The 21,809-nt window shown below is 66.7% G+C and carries 21 protein-coding genes; 13 read left to right on the top strand and 8 right to left on the bottom strand.

What is annotated here, in order from left to right; genetic code table 11:
* Positions 1-63: 63 nt before the first annotated feature.
* The 4 genes from ACJH6J_RS26245 to ACJH6J_RS26230 form a co-directional block, all read right to left on the bottom strand.
* The gene (locus tag ACJH6J_RS26245; protein ID WP_406804776.1) at positions 64-252 is read right to left on the bottom strand and encodes an NB-ARC domain-containing protein; all 189 of its coding nucleotides are present in this window, start codon (positions 250-252) and stop codon (positions 64-66) included.
* Positions 253-316: 64 nt separating this feature from the next.
* Positions 317-1,324: a hypothetical protein gene (locus ACJH6J_RS26240; protein ID WP_406804775.1), complete on the bottom strand. Its 1,008-nt coding sequence runs from the start codon at positions 1,322-1,324 to the stop codon at positions 317-319.
* Positions 1,321-2,502: a type VII secretion target gene (locus tag ACJH6J_RS26235; protein WP_406804774.1), complete on the bottom strand. Its 1,182-nt coding sequence runs from the start codon at positions 2,500-2,502 to the stop codon at positions 1,321-1,323. The genes ACJH6J_RS26240 and ACJH6J_RS26235 overlap by 4 nt, the downstream gene beginning before the upstream one ends.
* Entirely contained in the window at positions 2,499-3,014 is a 516-nt protein-coding gene (locus ACJH6J_RS26230) for a WXG100 family type VII secretion target (RefSeq protein ID WP_318986071.1), read from the bottom strand. The genes ACJH6J_RS26235 and ACJH6J_RS26230 overlap by 4 nt, the downstream gene beginning before the upstream one ends.
* A 144-nt stretch (positions 3,015-3,158) precedes the next feature.
* Here ACJH6J_RS26230 and ACJH6J_RS26225 point away from each other — a divergent pair, with 144 nt between their 5' ends.
* Together ACJH6J_RS26225 and ACJH6J_RS26220 are read left to right on the top strand one after the other, a co-directional pair.
* Positions 3,159-4,175, top strand: a complete 1,017-nt coding sequence (locus ACJH6J_RS26225; RefSeq protein WP_406804773.1) for an NADP-dependent oxidoreductase — start codon at positions 3,159-3,161, stop codon at positions 4,173-4,175.
* A gap of 93 nt (positions 4,176-4,268) precedes the next feature.
* On the top strand, positions 4,269-5,741 hold the full coding sequence (locus tag ACJH6J_RS26220; protein WP_406804772.1) for an AMP-binding protein: 1,473 nt from the start codon (positions 4,269-4,271) through the stop codon (positions 5,739-5,741).
* A gap of 11 nt (positions 5,742-5,752) precedes the next feature.
* On the opposite strand, the gene ACJH6J_RS26215 is transcribed toward ACJH6J_RS26220, so the two are convergent.
* The gene (locus ACJH6J_RS26215) at positions 5,753-6,520 is read right to left on the bottom strand and encodes a DUF2127 domain-containing protein (RefSeq protein ID WP_346416813.1); all 768 of its coding nucleotides are present in this window, start codon (positions 6,518-6,520) and stop codon (positions 5,753-5,755) included.
* A gap of 82 nt (positions 6,521-6,602) precedes the next feature.
* On the opposite strand from ACJH6J_RS26215, the gene ACJH6J_RS26210 reads away from it, so the two are divergent.
* The 5 genes from ACJH6J_RS26210 (at position 6,603) to ACJH6J_RS26190 (ending at position 12,038) form a co-directional block, all read left to right on the top strand.
* Positions 6,603-7,973 carry a cryptochrome/photolyase family protein gene (locus ACJH6J_RS26210; protein WP_406804771.1) on the top strand — a complete coding sequence of 457 codons (1,371 nt, stop codon included), beginning with the start codon at positions 6,603-6,605 and terminating at the stop codon, positions 7,971-7,973.
* Positions 7,974-8,062: 89 nt separating this feature from the next.
* Positions 8,063-8,560, top strand: coding sequence for a TspO/MBR family protein (locus ACJH6J_RS26205; RefSeq protein WP_406804770.1), 498 nt, complete (start codon positions 8,063-8,065; stop codon positions 8,558-8,560).
* Between the two features lie 56 nt (positions 8,561-8,616).
* A complete protein-coding gene (locus ACJH6J_RS26200) occupies positions 8,617-8,979 on the top strand; it encodes a GerW family sporulation protein (RefSeq protein ID WP_406804769.1) in 363 nt (120 codons plus the stop codon).
* A 136-nt stretch (positions 8,980-9,115) separates the two neighbouring features.
* Entirely contained in the window at positions 9,116-9,529 is a 414-nt protein-coding gene (locus tag ACJH6J_RS26195; protein ID WP_318986064.1) for a hypothetical protein, read from the top strand.
* A 199-nt stretch (positions 9,530-9,728) separates the two neighbouring features.
* Positions 9,729-12,038, top strand: coding sequence for an alkaline phosphatase family protein (locus ACJH6J_RS26190; RefSeq protein ID WP_406804768.1), 2,310 nt, complete (start codon positions 9,729-9,731; stop codon positions 12,036-12,038).
* A 68-nt stretch (positions 12,039-12,106) separates the two neighbouring features.
* Here the strand turns inward: ACJH6J_RS26190 and ACJH6J_RS26185 are convergent, their stop codons facing one another.
* Positions 12,107-13,870 carry an acyl-CoA dehydrogenase gene (locus ACJH6J_RS26185; protein WP_406804777.1) on the bottom strand — a complete coding sequence of 588 codons (1,764 nt, stop codon included), beginning with the start codon at positions 13,868-13,870 and terminating at the stop codon, positions 12,107-12,109.
* A gap of 124 nt (positions 13,871-13,994) precedes the next feature.
* On the opposite strand from ACJH6J_RS26185, the gene ACJH6J_RS26180 reads away from it, so the two are divergent.
* The 3 genes from ACJH6J_RS26180 (at position 13,995) to ACJH6J_RS26170 (ending at position 18,383) form a co-directional block, all read left to right on the top strand.
* Entirely contained in the window at positions 13,995-14,579 is a 585-nt protein-coding gene (locus ACJH6J_RS26180; protein WP_318986061.1) for a TetR/AcrR family transcriptional regulator, read from the top strand.
* Positions 14,580-14,705: 126 nt separating this feature from the next.
* A complete protein-coding gene (locus ACJH6J_RS26175; protein WP_406804767.1) occupies positions 14,706-16,904 on the top strand; it encodes an adenylate/guanylate cyclase domain-containing protein in 2,199 nt (732 codons plus the stop codon).
* A 3-nt stretch (positions 16,905-16,907) separates the two neighbouring features.
* On the top strand, positions 16,908-18,383 hold the full coding sequence (locus ACJH6J_RS26170; protein WP_406804766.1) for a mechanosensitive ion channel domain-containing protein: 1,476 nt from the start codon (positions 16,908-16,910) through the stop codon (positions 18,381-18,383).
* Between the two features lie 13 nt (positions 18,384-18,396).
* Here the strand turns inward: ACJH6J_RS26170 and ACJH6J_RS26165 are convergent, their stop codons facing one another.
* Positions 18,397-18,987: a helix-turn-helix domain-containing protein gene (locus tag ACJH6J_RS26165; protein WP_318986058.1), complete on the bottom strand. Its 591-nt coding sequence runs from the start codon at positions 18,985-18,987 to the stop codon at positions 18,397-18,399.
* Positions 18,988-19,151: 164 nt separating this feature from the next.
* On the opposite strand from ACJH6J_RS26165, the gene ACJH6J_RS26160 reads away from it, so the two are divergent.
* Positions 19,152-19,805 carry a TetR/AcrR family transcriptional regulator gene (locus tag ACJH6J_RS26160; RefSeq protein WP_318986179.1) on the top strand — a complete coding sequence of 218 codons (654 nt, stop codon included), beginning with the start codon at positions 19,152-19,154 and terminating at the stop codon, positions 19,803-19,805.
* Positions 19,806-19,845: 40 nt separating this feature from the next.
* The gene (locus ACJH6J_RS26155) at positions 19,846-20,580 is read left to right on the top strand and encodes a TetR/AcrR family transcriptional regulator C-terminal domain-containing protein (protein ID WP_406804765.1); all 735 of its coding nucleotides are present in this window, start codon (positions 19,846-19,848) and stop codon (positions 20,578-20,580) included.
* Between the two features lie 58 nt (positions 20,581-20,638).
* On the opposite strand, the gene ACJH6J_RS26150 is transcribed toward ACJH6J_RS26155, so the two are convergent.
* Complete coding sequence (locus ACJH6J_RS26150; protein WP_406804764.1) at positions 20,639-20,941, bottom strand: DUF4333 domain-containing protein; 303 nt, start codon at positions 20,939-20,941, stop codon at positions 20,639-20,641.
* A gap of 131 nt (positions 20,942-21,072) precedes the next feature.
* Here ACJH6J_RS26150 and ACJH6J_RS26145 point away from each other — a divergent pair, with 131 nt between their 5' ends.
* The gene (locus ACJH6J_RS26145; protein WP_406774204.1) at positions 21,073-21,771 is read left to right on the top strand and encodes a lycopene cyclase domain-containing protein; all 699 of its coding nucleotides are present in this window, start codon (positions 21,073-21,075) and stop codon (positions 21,769-21,771) included.
* The last annotated feature ends 38 nt before the right edge of the window (positions 21,772-21,809 follow it).

Here is a 21,809-nt window from a genome sequence, read left to right as displayed (position 1 = left end):
ACACCCAGCCAACCAGACACCCCAATCACAGGCCGACAGCAGCTGACCGTTCTACACCCTCAATCATGAAGAGCCATGAAACCCATCCATCGGCACCAGGGCCGCGAAATCGCGCTGAGTGGAATTGAATTCGTCGACCAGTCGCTCGGCTGCTGTCGACTTGCCGACACCCGGCGGCCCCGTCAGACCGACGACCACGCGGCCCGACCGCTCCTCGAGCAGTCGGGCGACATCGGCGGTCAACGGGGCCATGGCGCGGACACTAGCCGTTCAGCGCGTCCAAGTCGAAGACGTGCAGAACACGACGCCGACGGTGTCACCGACGCTGAGGCTCGGGCGCACACGCGGTCAACAGCTCCTTACCGTCCTTGCCGGCGACATCAGCGGGACCCAACCAGCCGAATCCCTGAAACCAGTAGGTATCTGGAGGATGTCGGCCCGACTCGTTCACGGCCGGACCGAGGTCGGTGGTCGTGGCCCACGGCTCCCCTGCTGAGCGGTAGACCCGCAATACCACCGTTTTCTGGGTCCGCCAGTCGAATCCGCCGGGTAGCGGCCGCAACACGGCGAAGCCCGGATACGGTCCGGTGGCGGTCAAGGAATCGAACGGAGACGCACTGCGGGGGTCGGCGGCCAGCACCAAATCCGCCTGACCGGGCTGAAACGTCAGGATCACGTCGTCCACCGGACCGCAGTACCGGCCGGGCCAGACCCGCAATGTCCCGTCGGTGACGCGAACTCCGAAAACCCTTGGCAGCTGCGGGCCTCGAGCAGGATCACGTGTACACAGCGCCAGGAACTTCGTGCCGTCCTGCGCGGCGACATCCTGCGGGTTGAGCCAACCCATTCCCTCGAACCAGTAGGTATCGGGCGGATGCCGGTTCGATTCCTCGATCGCCCGGCCCAGCTTGCTGACGGACCCGAATGCGCCCGGCGACTGCGGGAAGACGTACACGGTGTCCGCGGTGCGCCAATCGAATCCGGCGGGCAGCGGCGTCACCACGTCGAACCCCGGATAGGGTCCGCCGACCGTGACGTACTCGACTTCGGAACCGGGATTCGGCGGGGCCTTCTGTTCGCCAACAGCTTCCGGCAGTGGGGTCGCCTCGAGCTTCAACTCCGCCCTGTCGCGGCCATCCATGTTGAAGGTGACGTTGACCGCCGTCGTGCCGCGGCACGGCGAGCCGGTCCACAGCCGCAGGTGTCCGTCCGTCACCCGGACACCGAAATGAACCGGCAGCGAAGGCTTACCCAGCGGATCACAGCCGACCAAGGCGATCAGCGTTACCAGAGCCGCACCCAGGCAGAGGATTCGGCGAATCACGAATAGCCCCCGTCGGAAGCACCGGCGTTGGTCTCGAACGGATTCCGGCGGCCGGTGAGTCTTTCGGTCCCCAGACTGATCGCGTACTGCTTGACGAATTCGACCGGCCCCAAGGCGGCCCACTGCGCCGAATGCCGCTCCTCGTGATGCAGGATGGGATCGATGTCCACGTCGCGTTGGCGGGCGCCGCCGGGTCCGTCGTACCACATCTGCCCCGACCCGATGATCATCCGGAGTTGGTCGCGCGCATCGGTCGGGTGGTCGATGTTGATCAGGAACACGTCACCGTAGGTCGATCCGGCCTGCTGGCTCAGCTGGTTCTGGATGAAGCCACCTCCCAGGCCCATCAACATGCCGTTGGGCGTCGTCGCGAACCGTCCGCCGCTGCCCGCCAGTCGCGGAACCTGTTCGTAACTCCAGGAATTCGCTGCCTGCCGGTCGACTATGCGCTGCACCTCGTTCGCGGTGTAGGGCGTCTCGGCGAAATCGGTGTTCGGGTTTCCCTTCTTGTATCCGGTGCCGGCGTTCAGGATGTACGTCATCAGCACGGCCCGACGGGCGTCGGCGGCACTGGTCCCCGCGGGGATCAGGAAGTAGGTGTTGTCGTCGCCGGGATCGACGCTCGTCCGGTTGTTGTCGACGACGCGCTCCATACCGTTGAAGATGTCGAAACTCGCCGGCGTGATGTGCTGCTGCCGCGCGATGTCGACGATGACCTGCGGCGGCGCCCCCTTTTTCGCCGCATTCTGCAGCCACTCGCGGTAGTACCCGTCACTCGGTCCGCTCAGCAGGCCCGCGTCGCGCAGCGCGTCCTCGTATTTGTTGACGGGGTCGTATCCCGGTTCCCCGGGATCGTCGCCGATGCGGGCGTCTTCGGCTTCCGGCACGTCGAACGGAATGCGTTCGGCGGCGGCGCGGTCGCCGTGCTCGTAGCGGAGCGCCGCCGATTCGAGCTTCCCCGCGAATGCGGACATGCCCTGTCCGAGCACCTGCGCACGACGGCGGAACGCGTCCCCCGCCTCGCGGCATGCCTGGCCGCTGTCGAGTCCGGCGACCGGACCCGCGGCGGCCGAGAGCTCGGGACCGCCGCCGTCGTTGCACAGCCCGCCGGCCAGTTCCGCCAACGTCGCCGCGGCTTCCCGCAGCGCGGCCACGACGACGGTCAGCGGCGCGGTCATGCCAGTTCCCAGCCGACTTTGCGGATCTGGTGGCCGGTGTCCCGGTCGGCCGCCTCGAATTTCGCGAGCAGGAGTTTGATCTCGTTCTCGACCTCGATTCGCTTGGCCGCGATCTGCAGCGCCTGGACCGGCGACACCCGCGCGTACCAGCGGAGCCAGAAACCCGGGGTGACCCCACCGTCGTCGGCGACGTCCCACTGCGCCTCGGCGGCGTCGACCGCCTTCTTCAGACCGGCGCGGAGCTCGGTGAGCTGCGCGCCACCTGTCGCCAACGGTCCGGCCACGGCATCGAGGTGGTTCCGGTATGCGGTCTGCTCGTCGAGTGATTCGCGGCCCTGCTTCTGCGCGGCATCGGCGGCGGCGCCGGTCCAGCCCTCAGCAAGGTGGGCGAATTGCGTTCGTGCCCGGTCGATCTGAGCGTCGACGCGCTGCGCCGCGGCGCGCGCGTCGAGGGATGCGGTCAGCAGGGCTTCCGGATCGGAATTCAGCACCTGCGACACCGTGTACGGCATGGACCGTCCCCCGTTCCCATCGGTCCCTCCATTGTCCCCCACGGGCCGCAGGCCGCCGGTCGCCAAAATCGAATCCCGAAGCGAGAGTGTCACCGAGTGGGAACCTGCCTTCCACAGACTCTGCGGGCCGACTAAGACCGAATGATGACCTCCCACATCGCTCCCCCGCCGAACACGATGCAGGCGATGGTGCTGACCGAATTCGGCGGCCCCGATGTCCTGCAGGCCGCCGAGCTGCCCACCCCGGTACCCCGAACAGACGAGGTGCTGGTCGAGATCGCCTGCGCCAGTGTCAACCCGGCGGACTGGAAAACCCGTGAGGGCAAGCTGTCCGCCTACATCGACTACCACTTCCCGTTCGTGCTGGGCTTCGACCTGGCCGGCGTCATCGCTGCCGTCGGGCCCAACGTCACGCGCTGGCAGGTGGGTGACCAGGTCTTCGGGATGTCCAATCAGCGCAACGGCGCAGACGGCACGTACGCCGAGTACTGCCTGGCCTCTTCCGAACTGCTCGCGCCGCTGCCCGAGGGCTGGAGATACGCCGACGCCGCCGGTCTGCCGGTCGCCGGCAGCACGGCCTACGGGGGCATGGTCGACGCCGGCGAGCTGCAGAGCGGCCAGACCGTGCTGATCAACGGCGGTGCCGGCGGTGTCGGCAGCATCGCGATCCAGATCGCCCGCGCGCTGGGTGCGCAGGTCGCGGTGACCTGCAGCCCGAGGAACTTCGACTACGTCACCGAACTCGGCGCCGACCTGGCCATCAACTACCGGGGCGGCGACGTCGTGGCGCAGCTGCGGGCCTGGGCCCCGTCGGGTGTCGATCTGGTGCTCGATGCCGTCGGTCTGGACACCCTGCTGCCGCACGCCGAGGAACTGGTGGCACCGGGCGGCAGCTACGTCGAGATCGAGACCCTCATTTCGCGCGCCGACGAGGAGCGGGTGGCGCGCGCCGCCGAGCGCGGGGTGCGGATCGTCTCCAACATGATCGCGGTGCAGCGCCAGCCGCAGCACCTGGCGGAGTTGGCCGCACTCTGCGCCAAGGGCGCGATCCGGCCGCCGGAGACCGAGGTAGTGCCGCTGGCACAGGTGGCCGACGCGCACCGCCTCGTCGAGGCCGGCCACGTCCGCGGAAAGGTCATCCTCGCCACGCACACCGACTGAGCTCGCCCGGCCAAAGTCCTTGGGACGGAGATGTATCCGACCACGGGGCTGGTAGCGTGATGCGGACGTTCAGGCCGAGGCACGGGAGGCGTTGTGGGGCACGGCGAATTGCTCCATCACCTGGTGTCCGGCGCCGCGGCCGCGGCACCTGATCGTCCTGCCCTCATCGCCGAAGACGGCACCGTCACGACGTTCGCACAATTCGACCGGTCCATCGCGGCGGTCGCCGGCTGGATCGCATCCCGGACCGCCCGCGGCGACCGCGTCGCCGTGATCGCCGACAACAGCCCGCACTACGCCACGCTCTACTACGCCGTGCCGCGCGCCGGACGCATCCTCGTCCTGATCAATCAGCGGCTCAGCGCCGACGAGCATGTCGCGCAACTGGCGACCGCAGCTCCCGTCCTGGTCCTCGGCGACAGCCGCTATCTGGAGCCTCTGGGCCGGCCGGACGCAATCCCTTTCGACAGCGAACAATGGGCTGCGGCAACGCAATCGGTGCAGTGGCCCGAGGCCGATGAGCCGGATACCGACGACCCCGTCTGGCTGCTGTTCACCAGCGGGTCGACGGGAACGCCGAAAGGTGTTGTCCACACCCATCGTTCGATCATCGCGGCGGTCCGGGGCAGCATCGCCGGCAGGTCGGTGCGTCCCGGCGGCGTGTATCTGCTGCCCTTTCCCATGTGCCACGTCGCCGGGTACAACATGCTGGTGCACCACGCCGCGCAATCGACGGTGCTGCCGGTCGCGGCGTTCCGGCCCGAGGCCTTCGCCACCGCGGTGAACCGGTACCGAGTCACCTCGTGTTCACTGGCCCCGACCATGCTGCACAGCCTGCTGGCCCATCTCGACGAGACCCGCACCGACCTGCCGTCGTTGCGCGACATCGCCTATGGCTCGTCGGCCATCCCGGCCGACCTGCTGCGGCGTGCCCTCGACCGCCTCGACGTGGGCTTCCACCAGGGCTACGGCATGACCGAAACCGGCGGCAACGTCACGTTTCTCGGCCCCGAGGACCATCGCGCCGGCGCCGCCGGCGACGCCGCCGTGCTCGCCACCGCCGGCCGCCCCCACGCCGACGTGCAGATCCGCATCGCGCCGAACGGGGAAATCCTGGTTCGCGGCGACCAGGTAGCGGTGCGGTACTGGCCCGACACGCCCACGACCGACGACGACGGCTGGTTACCCACCGGCGACGTCGGATACCTCGACGACCAGGGCCGTCTCGTGGTGTCCGACCGGCTGAAGGACATCATCATCACCGGCGGCGAGAACGTGTCGTCGCGGGAGGTCGAGGACGCGCTGTCGTCCCACCCCGACGTGGATCAGGTTGCGGTCGTGGGGGTCCCCGATCCGTATTGGGGCGAGGCCATCTGCGCGGTGGTCGTGCCCAGCGGCGGGGCTCACCCTGACGCGGAGGCCCTCACCGCGTATGTTCGCGAACGCATCGCGGCCTTCAAGCGCCCCCGGCACGTCGTGTTCGTCGACGCCCTACCTCTCACGACAACTGGCAAGATCGCGAAACAGCTACTGCGCCAACAACTCCGCGCCCAGTTTACCGGATAGGTCAGGCCGGCTCAGGGCGTGGCCGCCGCCAGGCCCGCCCGCTCGACGCTCATCAAGCTCTCGGTCTCGTGCTCCCGCCGGTACGCCGCGCCGCCGCCGTTGAGGCCGAAAAGCCGCTTGCTCCACAACAACCACAGCACCGCGACGATGTTCACCAGCAGCATCGCCACCCGTAGCGTCGTGACCTTCTCGGTCAGCTCGTATATTTCCAGCGGCAGGAAGATGCCGGTGGCCACCACCGCGAAGTACTCTCCCCAGCGCCACATCCCCCACAGCCCAACGGCCTCCACCAATTCGAGCAACGCATATACCGCGATGCCGATGCCGATCCACAACAGCGTCGTGCCCGACATGGTGAACGCGTCGTTGATGTGCCGAATGATCTTGGAGCCGTCGATGTTCCAGCCGATCTGGTCGGCCAGCGGGCGCAGCAGGGGCAGGTCCTTCTCGAACATGTCCCGCAGATGCACGCGTGCCGCCCGTACCCGGAAAACACCATAGGACATCGCCGCCAGTAGCAGGAATCGGAAGACCCGCTCGACGGCCAGCACTCGCATCAGCACCCGGTCGCGCAGCAGACGGCCGCGCGGAACTTCGGGTGCTGACTCCGCCGGCCCCTTCCCGCGCGGCGGGCCGACGACGAACGTCTCACACCGCAGGCAGCGCCATGCCTCACCGACCGGCGTCTGCACGTGCAAACGGGCGGCCAGCTCCGGTTCATCCGGTGCGAATGTTGCGTGACCGCGTAGGCCACAGGACCGGAGGGCGAAATCCACCATGCCCGTACCGTATCGAGATGAGCTGAGCAGAGCACCCGAATCCGGGCGTCGCGGTTCGGCCGGTTCATACGAAGATGGACCGATGCCGTCCTTACTGTGGTTCCGTCGCGATCTGCGGCTCCAAGACCTGCCGGCCCTGGCAGCTGCGATAGATCAGGACCGTGACGTCCTCGGATGCTTTGTGCTCGACCCGCGCCTCGAGGCGACGTCGGGTGCGCGCCGCCTGGCGTTCCTGGGCGACTGCCTGAGGCACCTTCGCACCGAGCTGGACGGCCGGCTGCTCATCACCCGCGGGCACCCGGAGGAGCGAATTCCGCTGATCGCCAAGGACATCGGTGCCAGTGCCGTGCACATCTCCGCGGACTTCTCGCCGTTCGGCCGTCGTCGCGATGACCGGGTCCGGGACGCTCTCGATGGCATTCCGCTGATTCCCACCGGCTCGCCCTACCTGGTCTCGCCCGGGCGGGTCACCAAAGACGACGACAGCCCGTACCGGGTCTTCACGCCGTTCTTCCGGCGCTGGCGTGACCACGGTTGGCGGCAGCCGGCGGGCACCGGTGCGGACTCGGCACAGTGGATCGATCCGGGCAGTCTGGCCGCCGGGGTCGCCGAACCAGTGGACATCCCGGACACCAGTACGTCGTCCGGCTTCGCCGCCGGCGAGGAGGCCGCACTACGCCAGTGGCGACGATTCGTCGACGCGGGCCTCGGCAACTATGCCGAACATCGCGATCTGCCCGGCATCGACGGCACCAGTCAGATGTCGGTGCACCTGAAGTTCGGCACCATCCACCCGCGCACCATGGCCGCCGGTCTCGACCTGAATGACAGCAGCCACGTTGCGTACTTGCGCCAGCTCGCTTTTCGTGACTTCTATGCCGCGGTGCTGCACCACTGGCCGGACAGCGCGTGGCACAACTGGAATCGCGATTTCGACGCCATCGAAACCGATACCGACGATGAGGCGGAGCGGCTGTTCGAAGCCTGGAAGGCCGGTCAGACCGGGTTCCCGTTCGTCGACGCCGGTATGCGGCAATTGAGCCAGACCGGTTTCATGCCCAACCGGGTGCGGATGATCACCGCATCATTTCTGGTCAAAGACCTGCACCTGCCGTGGCAATGGGGCGCCCGCTGGTTCCTGGAGCAGTTGGTGGATGGCGACATCGCCAACAATCAGCATGGCTGGCAATGGTGCGCGGGCAGCGGCACCGATGCCGCGCCGTACTTCCGCGTGTTCAATCCGACAGCGCAAGGACAGAAGTTCGACCCCACCGGCGACTACATCCGCCGCTGGGTTCCCGAGTTGGCCGACGTGACTGATCCGCACCTCAAATCGGGATCGCGTCCGTCGAGCTACCCGGCAGCCGTCGTCGACCATGGCGAGGAACGCGCCGAGGCCCTTCGCCGGTATCAAGCGCTCGGCGCCCACAGCGCCGCTGCACGGAAAAGATAGCCGCATCGCGGCGTATGGCAGCATCGAAAGTGAGGCACTGCCAATTGCCCAGGGCCGTCTCGATTTTCTGTACCGGGGGAAGGATTTCCATGCGTGTCATCACCTTGCTGATCACGGGAGTTGCGACCGCCGCCACCGCGGCGATCGGCGGAGCGGCCACGGCGCCGGCGGTCCGGTCGCCCTGGTACGCGCAGCTGCGCAAGCCGGCCTACCAGCCGCCACGGCAGGTGTTTCCGATCGTCTGGCCGGCGCTCTACGCCGATATCGCCGTGGTGTCGGCAGCCGCGATCGACGAACTGGGGGCGACGGGCCGCGACACCGAACGACGCGCCTACCGGAACGGACTCGCGCTCAACCTCGCACTCAACGCCGCGTGGTCCTGGCTGTTCTTCAACCGCCGCCGTTTCGGCACCGCGACGGCGGTCAGCGCCGCGCTCACGGTGAGCAGCGCCGATCTGACGCGGCGGGCTGTCGATGCGATCGGCGGACGGGCCGCCCCGCTGGCGCTGTACCCCCTGTGGTGCGCTTTCGCCACCGTGTTGTGCGGGCACATCCGGCAACTGAACCGCCGAGTCGGCCCGGCATAGCGGCCGAAGTCTGGCACATCACGGGGCAATCGACCTACGCTGGCGACCATCGCTCGATGCACGCGGAGGCCAGGTTGCAGAATCCGGAAGCTTTTCTCGACCAGTTCGCCGATGACGCGGCCGGGCGGGTGTTCGCCGAGCCCTACCACACACCCGACGGTTCGACTGTGATTCCCGTCGCCAAGGTCAGCCACTCCGGCAGCGGAACGACAGCGAAACCGCTGGGCGTCTTCGTGATCCGTGACGACGGAACGACCTGGGTGCCTGCCGTGGACGCCGACCGGATCGCGTTGATCGGCGTGGTGACAGGCCTGGTGGCCGCGACGATCGGCTGCCTCACGCTGCTGCGGCGCCCACCGTGGCCTGACCTGTCCAATCAGGGTCATCTGGCGCCGCATCGGCGCCGATTCCATTCCTAGCTTCTCCACATTGCGTGGTTTCGTCACGCCGCACCCGGGTATCTGGTGTTGCGGGGGTCGTGGAGTTGTTCGACCGCGGGACAGCGCGGAAGAGCGATTCCTCTTTCATCACGAGCACACGCAAGGAGATCAACCCATGACCTTGAAGAAGACCGCAGCGCGTGCAGTCGCGACCAGCATGCTTGGCCTGGCAGGCCTCGGCGTCGGGGCCGGTCTCGCGCAGGCAGACCCGGTCGGCCCGAAGCCGACACCGCCATTTCCGTCGCCGACCGTCCCCGGTCCCGGCGTAAACGCCGGGACACCCGGCAATCCGCTCCCGCCGGGACACGGCTTCCTGCCGCCTCCTGGACACGGCGGCCCGATGCCGCAGGACCGCATTCCGTTCACCGCGACGCCGTCGTGGGTCCTGGTCCCGGTGGTGCCGCCGATGGGCACGCCGCCGGCACCGCCGCTGCCTGACTGGGCAACCGGCCTGCAGGTGGTCTGGAACCCTGACCTCGGCGCCTGGGGCGTGTGGGACGCGCAGGGAAGCGCGTTCATCCGCCTCTAACCGAAGACGTGGCCGCCACTCCGTCATTCCGACGGGGTGGCGGCCCACGTTCGGCACCGGCGACGGCCGTCATCGCTCAAATCCCGGGAAACTCTACGGATACCCCCAGCCGCATCCCAGGCAGAAATGCTAACTCGGGCGTCAATTCTTTCTACCGTTACCGCTGACAGCCAACAGCGCACGGGCGGAGGGAACGACCATGGGTTGCTCACGGTACATCGGCCGGGTCGGAGCCCTGGCAGTGTTTTTCGGGGTCGGCATATCGCTCACGACCGGGCAGGCGATCGCCTACGCCGAGCCGTCATCGACGACGCCGGACACCGCGCATGCCGCGGATGCGGCAGCCTCAGGCAAACCGGCGCCCAAGCACGCGCCCGCCCCGGCGACAGCGGCAGTGCCCGATGCCGCGGCGGCCACGTCATCAGACGGGCCGGCGCCGTCGGCCCACAAACCCAAGCGACAGCCCAAAAACAAGGGCGGCGAAGGCAGAAGCGCGGACGCCGCCGACAAGCGCCGTGACGCGAACCCCAGTCACCACGTGGACAGCACCGTCAAGGCAGGGCCGACCTCAACTTCCGGCGAATCCATCGGCGCCACAACAAAAATCAGTCAGCCGCAGCCCGCCGCCACGGTCAAGCACTCCCCCACACCGGCCACCGTCACAACCGCGGCCGTGCCCGCGACCGCGACCGCATCGGTAGTCCGTACCGCGGCGGCACCACTGGCAGCGGTCGTCACGCCCAACGTGTCGGCCCCGACTGTTCCCAACCCGATCAGCCAGATCGTCGCCGCGGCAAAGCAACTCCTCAGCATCGCGCTGAGGCCGCTGGTGTCGGTCCTGCCGTCGAACGTGCCCGCCAATTCACCGGCCTTGTGGACGGTACTCGCGTGGGTGCGCAGGCAGATCGAGACGAATCTCCTTCCGCCCCATGTGGTTTCCTCCTGGAATGTGACCAGCCCGAACCTGCTGACCAACCCCGGCGCGGAGCTGGGTGATCCGTCGCTGTCCGGCGGCAGCACGGTGTCCATCCCCGGCTGGACCGTCACCGGCACGCCGACCGTCATCAAGTACGGCACCGTGCGCCAGCTCCCGTTGGGTCTGCCGACGCCGGGGCCGACGCTCCCGGCCATCTTCAACTTCCCCAGCGATCGGCCCACCCCGAGCGACACCCAGTTCTTCGGCGGCGGCAACGTCGCAACCTCCACGCTGACCCAGACGGTCGACCTCAGCGGCGCCGCGGCGGGCATCGACTCCGGCACGACACCGTTCAAGCTGAGCGGATTCCTGGGCGGCGCCATGATCGATCCTTCGGCCGCGTCGATCAAGGTCACGTTCTTCGACGCCGGCGGGACGCAGCTCGGCGTCGGCAAAGTGGCACCGGTCGGTCCCCTCGAGCGCTGGTTCCAGACCGGATTGCTCGAGCGCAGCACCGAAGGCACCATCCCCGTCAACACCCGCACCGCGCAGGTGGTCGTCACGCTCAAGGACTCGAACCCGCTGACCGGCGGCTACAACAACGCCTTCGCCGACGATCTGTCCTTCACCGTCGGGGCGTCGCTGCCGGCACCGCCGCCGCCCACCCCGCCGAAGTCGACGGTCGGCGCGCTCGACCACATCTTCATGGTCTACCTGGAGAACAAGGGCTACAAGGACATCGTCGGCAGCGCGAACGCGCCGTATCTCAACAGCCTGATCGACACCTACGGCGTCGCGACCGACTACCACGCGCTGACGCATCCGAGCGACCCGAACTACTACCCGATCCTCGGCGGCTCCGACTTCGGCCTCAGCTACAACTGCGCGACCAACTGCATCGATGCCACCAACCTCGCCGACCGAATCGAATCGGCGGGCAAGACCTGGGCCGGGTACGCGCAGGGCATGTCCGCCGCCGGGCCCTACGTGTCGACAAGCGATTATGCGCCCGACCAGTTGCCGTTCCTGGCGTACAGCGACATCTACAACAATCAGGCCCGCGCCGCCGCGCATCTCCACCCATTGACCCAGCTGGCGACCGACCTCTCATCGTCGGCCACGACGCCCAACTTCGCCTGGTTCGCGGCCAATGAAGCCAACAACGGCGAAGGTCCCATCGACTCCGTCCAGGGCGTCCTCAACTACATCGGGGCGCTGCTCACCAACCACCAGTACAACGTCAAGGCGGCCGATCAGTTCGCTCAGCAGACCATCCCGACCATTCTGAATTCGGCCGTCTGGAACGACCCGACACAGCGGTCGGCCATCGTCGTCACATTCGACGAAGACAGCGACAACCTGTCGCTCGGTTTCGGGAACGGCGGCAATCGTGTTGTCACCGTGGTGATTCCGTCACAGGGAGCCGTCGACGCCGGGATGCGTTCGGGTAACTTCACCAGCACCACCTACGCCAACCACTACAGCCTGCTGCGCACCATCGAGGATTCACTGCAATTGGCACCGTTGACCAACAACGATGCCTACGCCGTGCCGCTCAACGACTTCTGGGGCACGCCGCCGGTCATGCCGTAACCCAGAAACGACAGTCGGGCCCGAGGAAAACCTCGGGCCCGACGTCTACTTCCGGCTGGGTCGGTGGATCAGAACCAGTCGACCTGCGCTTCGACGGTGGTCCGGTCCAGGCTGGCCAGCAGGTCCAGCTGGGTCGTCACCTTCGGCAGCTCGTAACGGAAGAAGTACTGCGCGGCAGCACGTTTCCCGTCGTAGAAGTTGCCGGTGTTGCCGCCGGCGGCAACCAGCTGCTCCAGCCAGATCCAGGCCATCACGATGTGGCCGGCGGCTTCCAGGTATGCGGTCGAGTTGGCCAATGTGGTCTCGGGATCGCCTGCGGCCCACAGCGTCGCGGTGACCTCGGCGAGCCGGTCGGTCTGCGCCTGCAGCTCCCGCGCGTAGCCGGCCGTCGCCTCCGACTGCAGTGCGGTCTGGACGGTCTCCCCGATCCGGCGCTGCAGCAGCTTCAGGCCGGCGCCGCCCTGCATGACGACCTTGCGGCCGAGCAGGTCGATGCCGTGAATGCCATGCGTGCCTTCGTGAATGGCGTTGAGGCGGTTGTCGCGGTACTGCTGCTCGACGTCGTACTCGGTGGTGTAGCCGTAGCCGCCGTGAATCTGGATGCCGAGGTTGTTGGCTTCCAGGCACCACTGCGACGGCCAGCTCTTGGCGATCGGGGTGAGGACCTCGAGCATCAGCTCGGCCTCGTCGCGTTCGGCGCCGGTGAAGATCTTGATCTGGTCGACCAGCCGGGCGCAGTACAGGCCGAGCGCCAAAGCGCCTTCCACGTAAGACTTCTGGGCCAGCAGCATGCGCTTGACGTCGGCGTGCTCGATGATCGCGACCTGCGCGCGCGACGGATCCTTGTCGCCGACCGGACGGCCCTGGGTGCGCACCTTGGCGTACTCCAGCGACGTGAGGTATCCGGCGTAACCGATGGCGGTGGCCATGGAACCGACGGCCACGCGGGCCTCGTTCATCATGTGGAACATGTAGGCCAGGCCGCGGTGCTCCTCGCCCACGAGGTAGCCGACAGCGCCGGGCTCGTCGGTGGGCTGGTGGCTGCCGTCACCGAAGTTCAGCAGGGCGTTGGTGGTGCCGTGGTTGCCCATCTTGTGGTTGAGGCTGACGAGCGCCACGTCATTGCGGGTGCCGTCGGTCAGGTACTTCGGCACGATGAAAAGCGAGATGCCCTTCACGCCGGGGCCGCCGCCCGGGACCTTGGCCAGGACCAGGTGCACGATGTTCTCGGACAGCTCGTGGTCACCGCCGGTGATCCACATCTTGGTGCCGGTGACCCGGTAGGTGCCGTCAGCGGCCTTGGTGGCCTTGGTGCTGATGTCGGCGAGCGACGAGCCGGCGTCCGGCTCGGAGAGGCACATGGTGCCGAAGTAGCGGCCCTCGAGCATCGGGCGGACCCAGGTGTCGATCTGCTCTTCGGTGCCGTACTCGGTCAGCAGGTTGGCGTTGCCGACGGTGAGAAACGCGTACGAGAAGGTGGCGGGGTTCGCGGCACGGAAGAACGCGGCCGACGACTGCGCGACGACGTTGGGCAACTGCATGCCGCCGACACGCTCGTCGAACGAGCTGGCCATCAGGCCCGCACCGTTGAAGTCGTCCAGCGCCTGCTTGATCTCGTCGATCAGCACGACCTTGCCGGTCTCGTCCACGAACGGCGGGTTGTGGTCGGCCTTCTTGTTGTGCGGCGCGAAGCGCTTGGTCGCGATGTCGGCGCTCAGATCGAGGACGGCATCGAAGGTGTCCCGCGAATGCTCCGCGAAGTGCTCGTGCTTGGTGAGCTCGACGACGTCAAGCCACTCGTACAGCAAGAAGTCCAGGTCGCGCCGAGACATGAAATCAGTCACTGGGTTCTACCTTCCAATGCAGCCAGACATTAGCAGTCGCTCATTTCCTAAGCGATTGCTAATATCGCCTATCGGCCGGGTCTGTGTCAACTGTGTGTACGATCACCAGCACATGAAGACCGACCGGACCACCGACTCGGCCGCCGCCGAGCGCATCCGGCGGGCGGCCATCGAGGCGTTCGCGGAATCCGGCTACGGCGGCACCTCGACCCGTCAGATCGCCAAACGCCTCAACATGAGCGCGACGGCCATGTACCCGCATTACCGGTCGAAGGAAGAACTGCTCTACGCCATCGCCTTGGAAGGGCACGGCAGCCTGCTGGCGACGCTGCGGGCCACCGACGATGCCGGCGCGCCGAGCGCGGAACGCTTCCACACGGTCGTCGCGGCCTTCGCCACCTGGCACGCGGAGAACAGCAAGCAGGCCAGGGTCGTGCAGTACGAGCTCCACGGCCTGACCCCGGCCCACTACCGGACCATCGCCCCACTGCGGCACCAGGTCACCGCCGTGATCGCCAACATCATCGAATCCGGCATGGCGACAGGCGAATTCCACGTCGACAACCTCGACGACGTCGTGATGGCCATCTCGTCGCTGTGCGTCGACGTCTGCCGCTGGTTCCCCTCGCGGACGCACCGCGATCCCCACAAATTGGGCGAGATCTACGCCCAGGTCGCCGCCCGCCTGGTGCGCTGACCGCACTCTGCGGAAGTTCCTTCGGCGGCCCCGTCGCGCCCCCGATTTTTCGGGCTCTACCTGCCATAACCGGCCAGTGAACCGTCGGCGGTCGTGATGTACTTGCTGCCGACGACAGGAGGCCCGATGGTCAACCCTCCACCGGAGGATCGCGAACAGGTCGCGACGGCGGCCGACGACAGCCCGTCCACCACGGGCGACGCGCCAACGACCGAGGTCCGGTTGCGCCGCGTGCGCGGCAGATTCAGCATCCAGTCGAAGCTCATCACGATGCTGCTGGGCGCGAGCATCGTCTCGGCCGCCATCGTGGGTTTCATCGGGTACCAGACCGGACAGGCCTCGTTGCGCAACGCCGCTTTCGATCGGCTGACGCAGGTCCGTGAGACGCAGTCCCGGCAGTTCGCCGCCCAGGTCACCAACCTGAAGAACGCCCTGCTCATCTATACCAGCGGGCCGGCGATGGCCGAAGCCGTGCAGGCCTTCAGCACCGGGTTCAACGAATTGGCCAATGCCACAATCGATCCCGCCGAGCAGCAGGCGATCGTCAACTACTACAACCAGGAACTGATCAACCCCGTCGAACGGGCGACGGGGGCCAAGCTGAACCTCGACGTGCTGCTGCCGTCGTCCAACGCGGCCAAGTACCTGCAGGCGCGGTACACCGTCGCCGCGGCACGGCCCAACGGCCCACCGCCGCCGCCCGACCCCACCGCCTGGGGCGCCGCCTCGGCCCGCTACAACCCGTTCTTCCAGGAGATCGTGCGGCTGTTCGGCTACGGCGACGCCCTGTTGATCGACGCCACCGGCAACGTCGTGTACTCGGCCAAGAAGCGTGCGGACCTCGGCACGAACGTCCTGTCCGGTCCATACCAGCAGGGCAACCTGCACGAGGCCTACGCCAAAGCCATGGGCGCCGACCGAGTCGGGTACGTCGCCGTCACCGACTACCAGACCTATCACCCGGCCGCCGACCACCCGATCGCCTGGATGGCCGCGCCGGTCGTGACGGGCGGCCGCACCGTGGGAGTCGTGGCGCTGCAATTCCCGATCTCCGGGCTGAACGCGCTGATGACATTCAGCGGCAAGTGGCAGGCGAACGGTCTGGGCTCGACCGGCGAGACCTACCTCGCCGGCACCGACGATCTCATGCGGTCGAATTCCCGCCTCTTCGAGGAGAATCGGCAGACCTATCAACACGATGTCGTCGCGGCCGGGACACCCGCCGAGTTGGCGGAGCGCGCCGTCCGGCTCGGCGGTACCACGCTGATACAGCCCGTCGGCGGCCCCGCCACCCGCGCCGCGCAGCGCGGCCAGTCGGGGGTGCTGATCGCCACCGACTACCTCGGTCAGGAAACGCTGCAGTCGTATGCACCCGTGACCGTCGGCCCCGACGTCAACTGGTCGATCGTCGCAAAGATCGACACCGCGGAAGCCTTTGCGCCCGAACGCGTCTTCACCAGAACCATGGGCGTGGCGGTGACCGCGATCGTCATCCTGGACTGCCTGGCCGCCATGGCACTCGCGCAGCTGTTCGTGCGGCCCATCCGTCGGCTCGAGGCGGGCGCCCAGAAGGTCAGCCGGGGCGACTACGACGCGATGATCCCGGTGCGGACGCGCGACGAATTCGGGGATCTGACCAAGACATTCAACGACATGAGCCGGCTGCTCGGCATCAAGGACGACCTGCTGCGGCGCGAACGCCGCGAGAACGCCCAGTTGCTGCGCTCGCTGATGCCCGAATCGGTCATCGAGCGCTATCGCAGCGGCGAGGAGACGATCAGCGAGAACCATCAGGACGTCGCGGTGCTCTTCGCCGACATCGACGGTCTCGACGCCCTCTCCAGCGCGCTACCGGCCGACCAATTCCTCACGGTGGTCAACGAATTGGTGCGCCAGTTCGACGACGCCGCCGAACGCAGCGGAGTCGAACCGGTGCGCATCCTGCGCAACGGCTACACGGCGAGCTGCGGTTTGAACGTGCCCCGGCTGGACAACGTCGAGCGCATCGTCAACTTCGCCATCGAATTGCAGCGCATCGTGGCCCGTCTCAACGACGAGGACAATCTGCAGCTCGGTTTCCGGGCCGGCATCGACACCGGCACCGTCACCAGCGGCCTGGTGGGCGGAGCCACCATGATGTACGACATGTGGGGCAGCGCAGTCGATTTGGCCTATCAGATTCAGGCCGGCGGCGCCGAGCCCGGGATCTACATCACCGGGCGGGTGTACGACGCCGTGCACGACACCCACCGGTTCACGCCCGCCGGGCAGCACATCGTCGACGATGTCGAAGAGCCCATCTGGCGGCTGGCGGGGCGGCGGTAGGCCGTGTACTCCTCCGGTTCGTCATGGTTCCTGTGGGTCGCAGCGATCGCCATCGGGCTACCTGTCGGCCTGATCGTCCTGACCGAGTGGCGGCGCGCCCTGATCCGCCGGCGCAGCCCGCTCGCCGCGCCCGTCGGGCTCCTGCGCACGTATGTGCTCCCCGTGATCGCCGTCCTGCTGCTGATGCTCAAGGTGGCGGTCGTCCCCGCCCGCGACGTTCCCATCCGCATCGTGGCGACCGTCCTGGTGTTCCTGGTGCTGCTGCTGGTGTTGTCCGGCTTGAGCAACACGATGTTCGCGAACGCCCCGGAGACCTCGTGGCGCAGCCGCATCCCCCGCATCTTCCTCGACGTCGCGCGGATGGTGCTCATCATCCTGGGCTTGGCGGTGATCTCCCGGTACATCTGGGGCAGCAACGTCAAGGGCGTCTTCACCGCAGTCGGTGTCAGCTCCGTGGTCCTCGGCCTCATGCTGCAGCACTCCGTCGGGCAGATCGTGTCCGGGTTGTTCATGCTGTTCGAGCAGCCGTTCCGGATGGGCGACTGGCTGGACACCGCCGCCGCGCGTGGCCGCGTCGTCGAAGTCAACTGGCGCGCCGTCCACATCGAGTCCAGCACCGGCGTACAGATCACGCCCAACTCGGTGCTGGCCGGCACGTCCTTCACCAACCTGAGCCGGCTGGCCACCTCGCACACCACCATCACCACGACGTTCGCCGCCACCGACCCACCCGACCAGGTGTGCGCGATGCTCACCAGGATCGCGGCCGCCCTGCCGAACCGCGGCGACGACGTCGAGCCCACCGCCGTGCCGATCGGCGATCACAAGTACCGCACCACCATCGGGCTGAAATCGCCCGGGGACGACGACGCCGTGCAGGCCACCTTCCTACGCTGGGCCTGGTATGCGGCTCGGCGCGACAAGCTGCATCTCGACGGTGTGGCCGACGACTACTCCACCCCCAAACGTGTCGACGAGGCGCTCGAGGAGGCGGCGGCACCCGCGCTCCGCCTGAACAAAGCCGACCAGCAGGCTCTCGCGCCGTATGCGCGCCTGATCCGGTACGGCACCGGCGAGCTCATCCAGGCACCCGGCGAGGTCCCGAAAACCATCACGGTGGTGGTGTCCGGGCGGGTCCGATTGACCGTGCCGACGGCCGACGGTTCAGTCGCCGGCGTGCGTACCCTCGACAAGGGGGCTCTCCTCGGCGTTGCGGCCTTCACCCACCAGGCGAACCTCGCTTACGTCCACGCCATCGACGAGGTCACCCTGCTGCAGATCGAACACGACGAAATCCAGCGCCTGCTGGCCGACCGGCCGCAGCTGTCGCGGGAGTTCGGCCGCGTCATCGACGAACGACGCAGCGAGGCCAGAGCCACCATCCGATCCGCGGGGAAAGCGGACCGTGCCAAGGTGATTCGAGATGCGGCAGCACAGCTCGGCACTGCCGGTGGAGCCAAGGCGTTGGATACCCCTTAGCTCATCACAGGCATCACGTTTCAGCCATCCCGTCGAGCTTGCTGATGTGTCGCTCGAAGAACTCGATGATGTCGTCACGACCGCCTGACACCCCAAGCGACGCATGCATGGACAGCAGTTGCGACGTCCCGACGATCAAGAACGTCGCTACCGCCGGCGATAGGTCCTCGGCGGCGATGCCATGCCGCACGAGGACGGACCTGATGGTCTCGACCTGCGCGTCCAGAATCTGCTGCGCCGCGCCCGCGACCTCAGATTGCAGCGCTTTACGATGATTGGCGAGTGCGACGTACTCTGTGAGCAGTCGAGACTCACGGTTGTCGATGAGGTAATTCCACAACGCCCGCAACGGGTTCGGCGCCAGCAGGATATGCGCCTGCGCGGCCAATCCGAGCTCGGTCTTGCGCCGGATAGCAGCCAAGAACAGATCGTCCATGGTGCGGAAGTAGTAGTGGACCAGCTGCGGCTTCAGTCCAGCTCTTTCAGCCAGCCGCCGCGAGGTCACCGCGGCGTAACCCTCCTCGAGCATCAGCGCCTCAGCAGCATCGAGCAGGGCGCCGCGGTTCTTGGACTCGGGACCAGCGATCCTGCGTTCCGATGCCATAGCGTCACCGTCCAATCTCGGTCGCGGCGCGCCGCGTCCATCTCGATGCACACCACGGAAGCGTGGCGACGCCACGATGCTAAGCATGTGCTCGGCACAAGCGGCCACCAGCCTGCCCTCGGGTACAGTTCATGAGTGTTTTCCGCCGATGACATGGGCGTGTGGTGACCGGCCCGACAGACGATCCGATCTGGAAACAACGCGCGGTCGAGCGCTCCCTCAAGACGGCGAAACTACGGGCAGCCCAACGAGTACAACGATTCATGGACGCCGCTCAGTCGATCATCGCCGAGAAGGGCAGCACGGATTTCACGGTCCAGGAGGTCGTCGACCGCTCCGGCCAGTCGCTGCGCAGCTTCTACCTGCAGTTCGATGGCAAGCATGAACTACTGCTGGCGCTGTTCGAAGATGCGCTGGCCCGCCTGGCCGACCAGATCCGGTCCGCGATCGACGCCGAGATCGACCCACTGAAGCAGCTCAAGAACGCCATCGCGCTACTGCTCGAATTGTGTCGTCCCGGCCCGGCACCCGGGCGACCGCTGTTCACCGACTTCGCTCCACTTCTCATGGCCACTCACCCAGCTGAGGTGAAAATTGCCCATGCGCCGCTACTGTCATTGCTTACCGAATTGATGGAAAATGCCAGTGCGGCTGGGGAATTGCGCTCAAACGTCAACCCGGCACGGATGGCAGTCATAACCATGCAGACGGTGATGTCCGTCGCCGAACCCACCGGAATCACCGGCGACTCAGACACGGATCCCATCACCACCGAGGAACTCTGGGATTTCTTGGCCAACGGCTTCGTCGCGCCGTAATGAGAATTGGATACCGATTTCCGAGAGGAGGTTGCCCGCAGTGACAAAAGTGGCGGCAGCAGATAAGCGCCGGCGGCGCGAACGCGGTTCCATCAATCCCGACGACATCGTCAGCGGTGCATTCGAACTCGCCGAACGGGTTTCGATCGACCATCTCAGCATGCCGATGCTGGGAAAGCATCTCGACGTCGGTGTCACGAGCATCTACTGGTACTTCCGCAAGAAAGACGACCTGCTGGACGCCATGGCCAACCTCGCCGTACAGCGGTATGCGCTTTCCACGCCCTATGCCGTTGGCGAAAACTGGCGGTCTGCACTACGCAGCCACGCCCGCACGATGCGACAACTGTTCCTGGACAACACAGTCATGTGCGACCTGATCCTCATTCGCTCCCCACATGCCCAACACGCCGATCGCTTGGGCCTACAAGCCGTCGAGCAAGCCATCTCCAGCTTGGTCGAAGCCGGGCTGACGCCGGAGGCCGCGTTGGATGTCTATGCGGCGGTATCAGTCCACGTGCGCGGATCGGTTGTGCTGCAACGACTTCGGGACAAGGCGGCGCTCAACGAGGGGCGAGGTGGGCGCCGCGACACTCTCCATGCCGATCCCGCTACCACACCACTGCTCGCGCAGGCGCTTCAGGACGGTCAGCAACTCCACACTCTGGACGAGGCGAATTTCGACTTCGGTCTCGAGTGCATTCTCGACCATGCTGAGCGCCTGATCACGGTCAACACGAAGCCGGCACGAGTGCGCAGACCGGTGCGCCCGTGAGCCAGCGGACACCACGCCGGCCGATGCTGCCGCACGGAGAACACCGCTCGCGTGGGATCTAGCTCCGGTTCGTCCTGATGTCGAAGCCGACCTTCTCGCCATCGACGCTGGTGATCTTCAGGTGCGCCTTATATGGCCCTTCCGGTCCCGTGAAGGTGCAGTCGAATTCGCCGCCGACCTCGGCGTCGATGCCCGATGGGCACTTGACATCGGTCGGGTGGAATCCGGTCTTGCTGGTCACCATGTCGGTCACCGACTGCGCGGCGCCTTCCGGTTTGATGGTCGAGGTACACGCGCCCAACTGCAGCGTGAGCACCCCGACGATGACGGTCGTGCCGATGAAGCCGGTGGATCGGGTCATGACGGGAACGTAGTGGCAGCCAGTTGGAAACGCGTTGGAAAACGGCCGCAGCGTCCGGCCGCGGGCGATTAGCCGCGCGGTCAGCGGGTATCACGACAGTTGCCCTTTCACCTGCCGAGGTAATCGCGACGATGAGGTTTGCATATCTGGCCGGAAGCTTGGCGTTCCTCCTCATCTGGCTGGCGCTGTGGTGGCGTTCGAGCCGGCTGCGACGCATGCTGATGCTGCGGGTCAGCGCGGCAACCGCGCTGCTGGGACTCACCGAACCGCTCTACGTTCCCGAATACTGGCACCCACCAACGCTTTTCGACCTGAATCTCAAGACGGGTTTCGATATCGAGAGCGTGTTGTTCTCGTTCGCCATCGGGGGAATCGCCACCGCGGTGTACGGCGCCTTGCGTACGAACCGACAGCTGCGCCGCAGCGCAGCCGCACCGCGTGGGCCTCGGCAGATCCTCCACGCCGTCGCCATCGCGGTCCCGATACCGGTGCTCGTCCTGCTCACCCTCCTGACGAGCCTCAACCCGATCATCACGACCATCGCGGCGCTGAGCGCGGGCGTGGCAGTCAGCGCGGCCTGCCGGCCGGATCTGATCGCCCGGATGTTGACGTGCGGTTTGCTGTTCTTCGGCCTCTACTTCGTCTTCTTCGCGCTGTTCAACATCGCATTTCCCGGCTACATCGACAGCGTCTGGAATCTGCCGGCACTGTCCGGGGCCGTCATCGCGGGCGTACCTGTCGAGGAGTTGTCGTTCGGCTTCGTCTTCGGCCTGATGTGGTCCAGCGTCGCCGAGTACGTCGTGTGGGCGACGGTCGACCCATCGGCGTGACGGCACGACGGCGCCGCGGGCTCGCGTTTGCGGTGGGC

Origin of the sequence: Mycobacterium sp. SMC-18, assembly GCF_045310895.1 — a bacterium.
Taxonomy (GTDB): Bacteria; Actinomycetota; Actinomycetes; order Mycobacteriales; family Mycobacteriaceae; genus Mycobacterium.
This window is presented reverse-complemented; position numbering and strand designations above follow the sequence as displayed.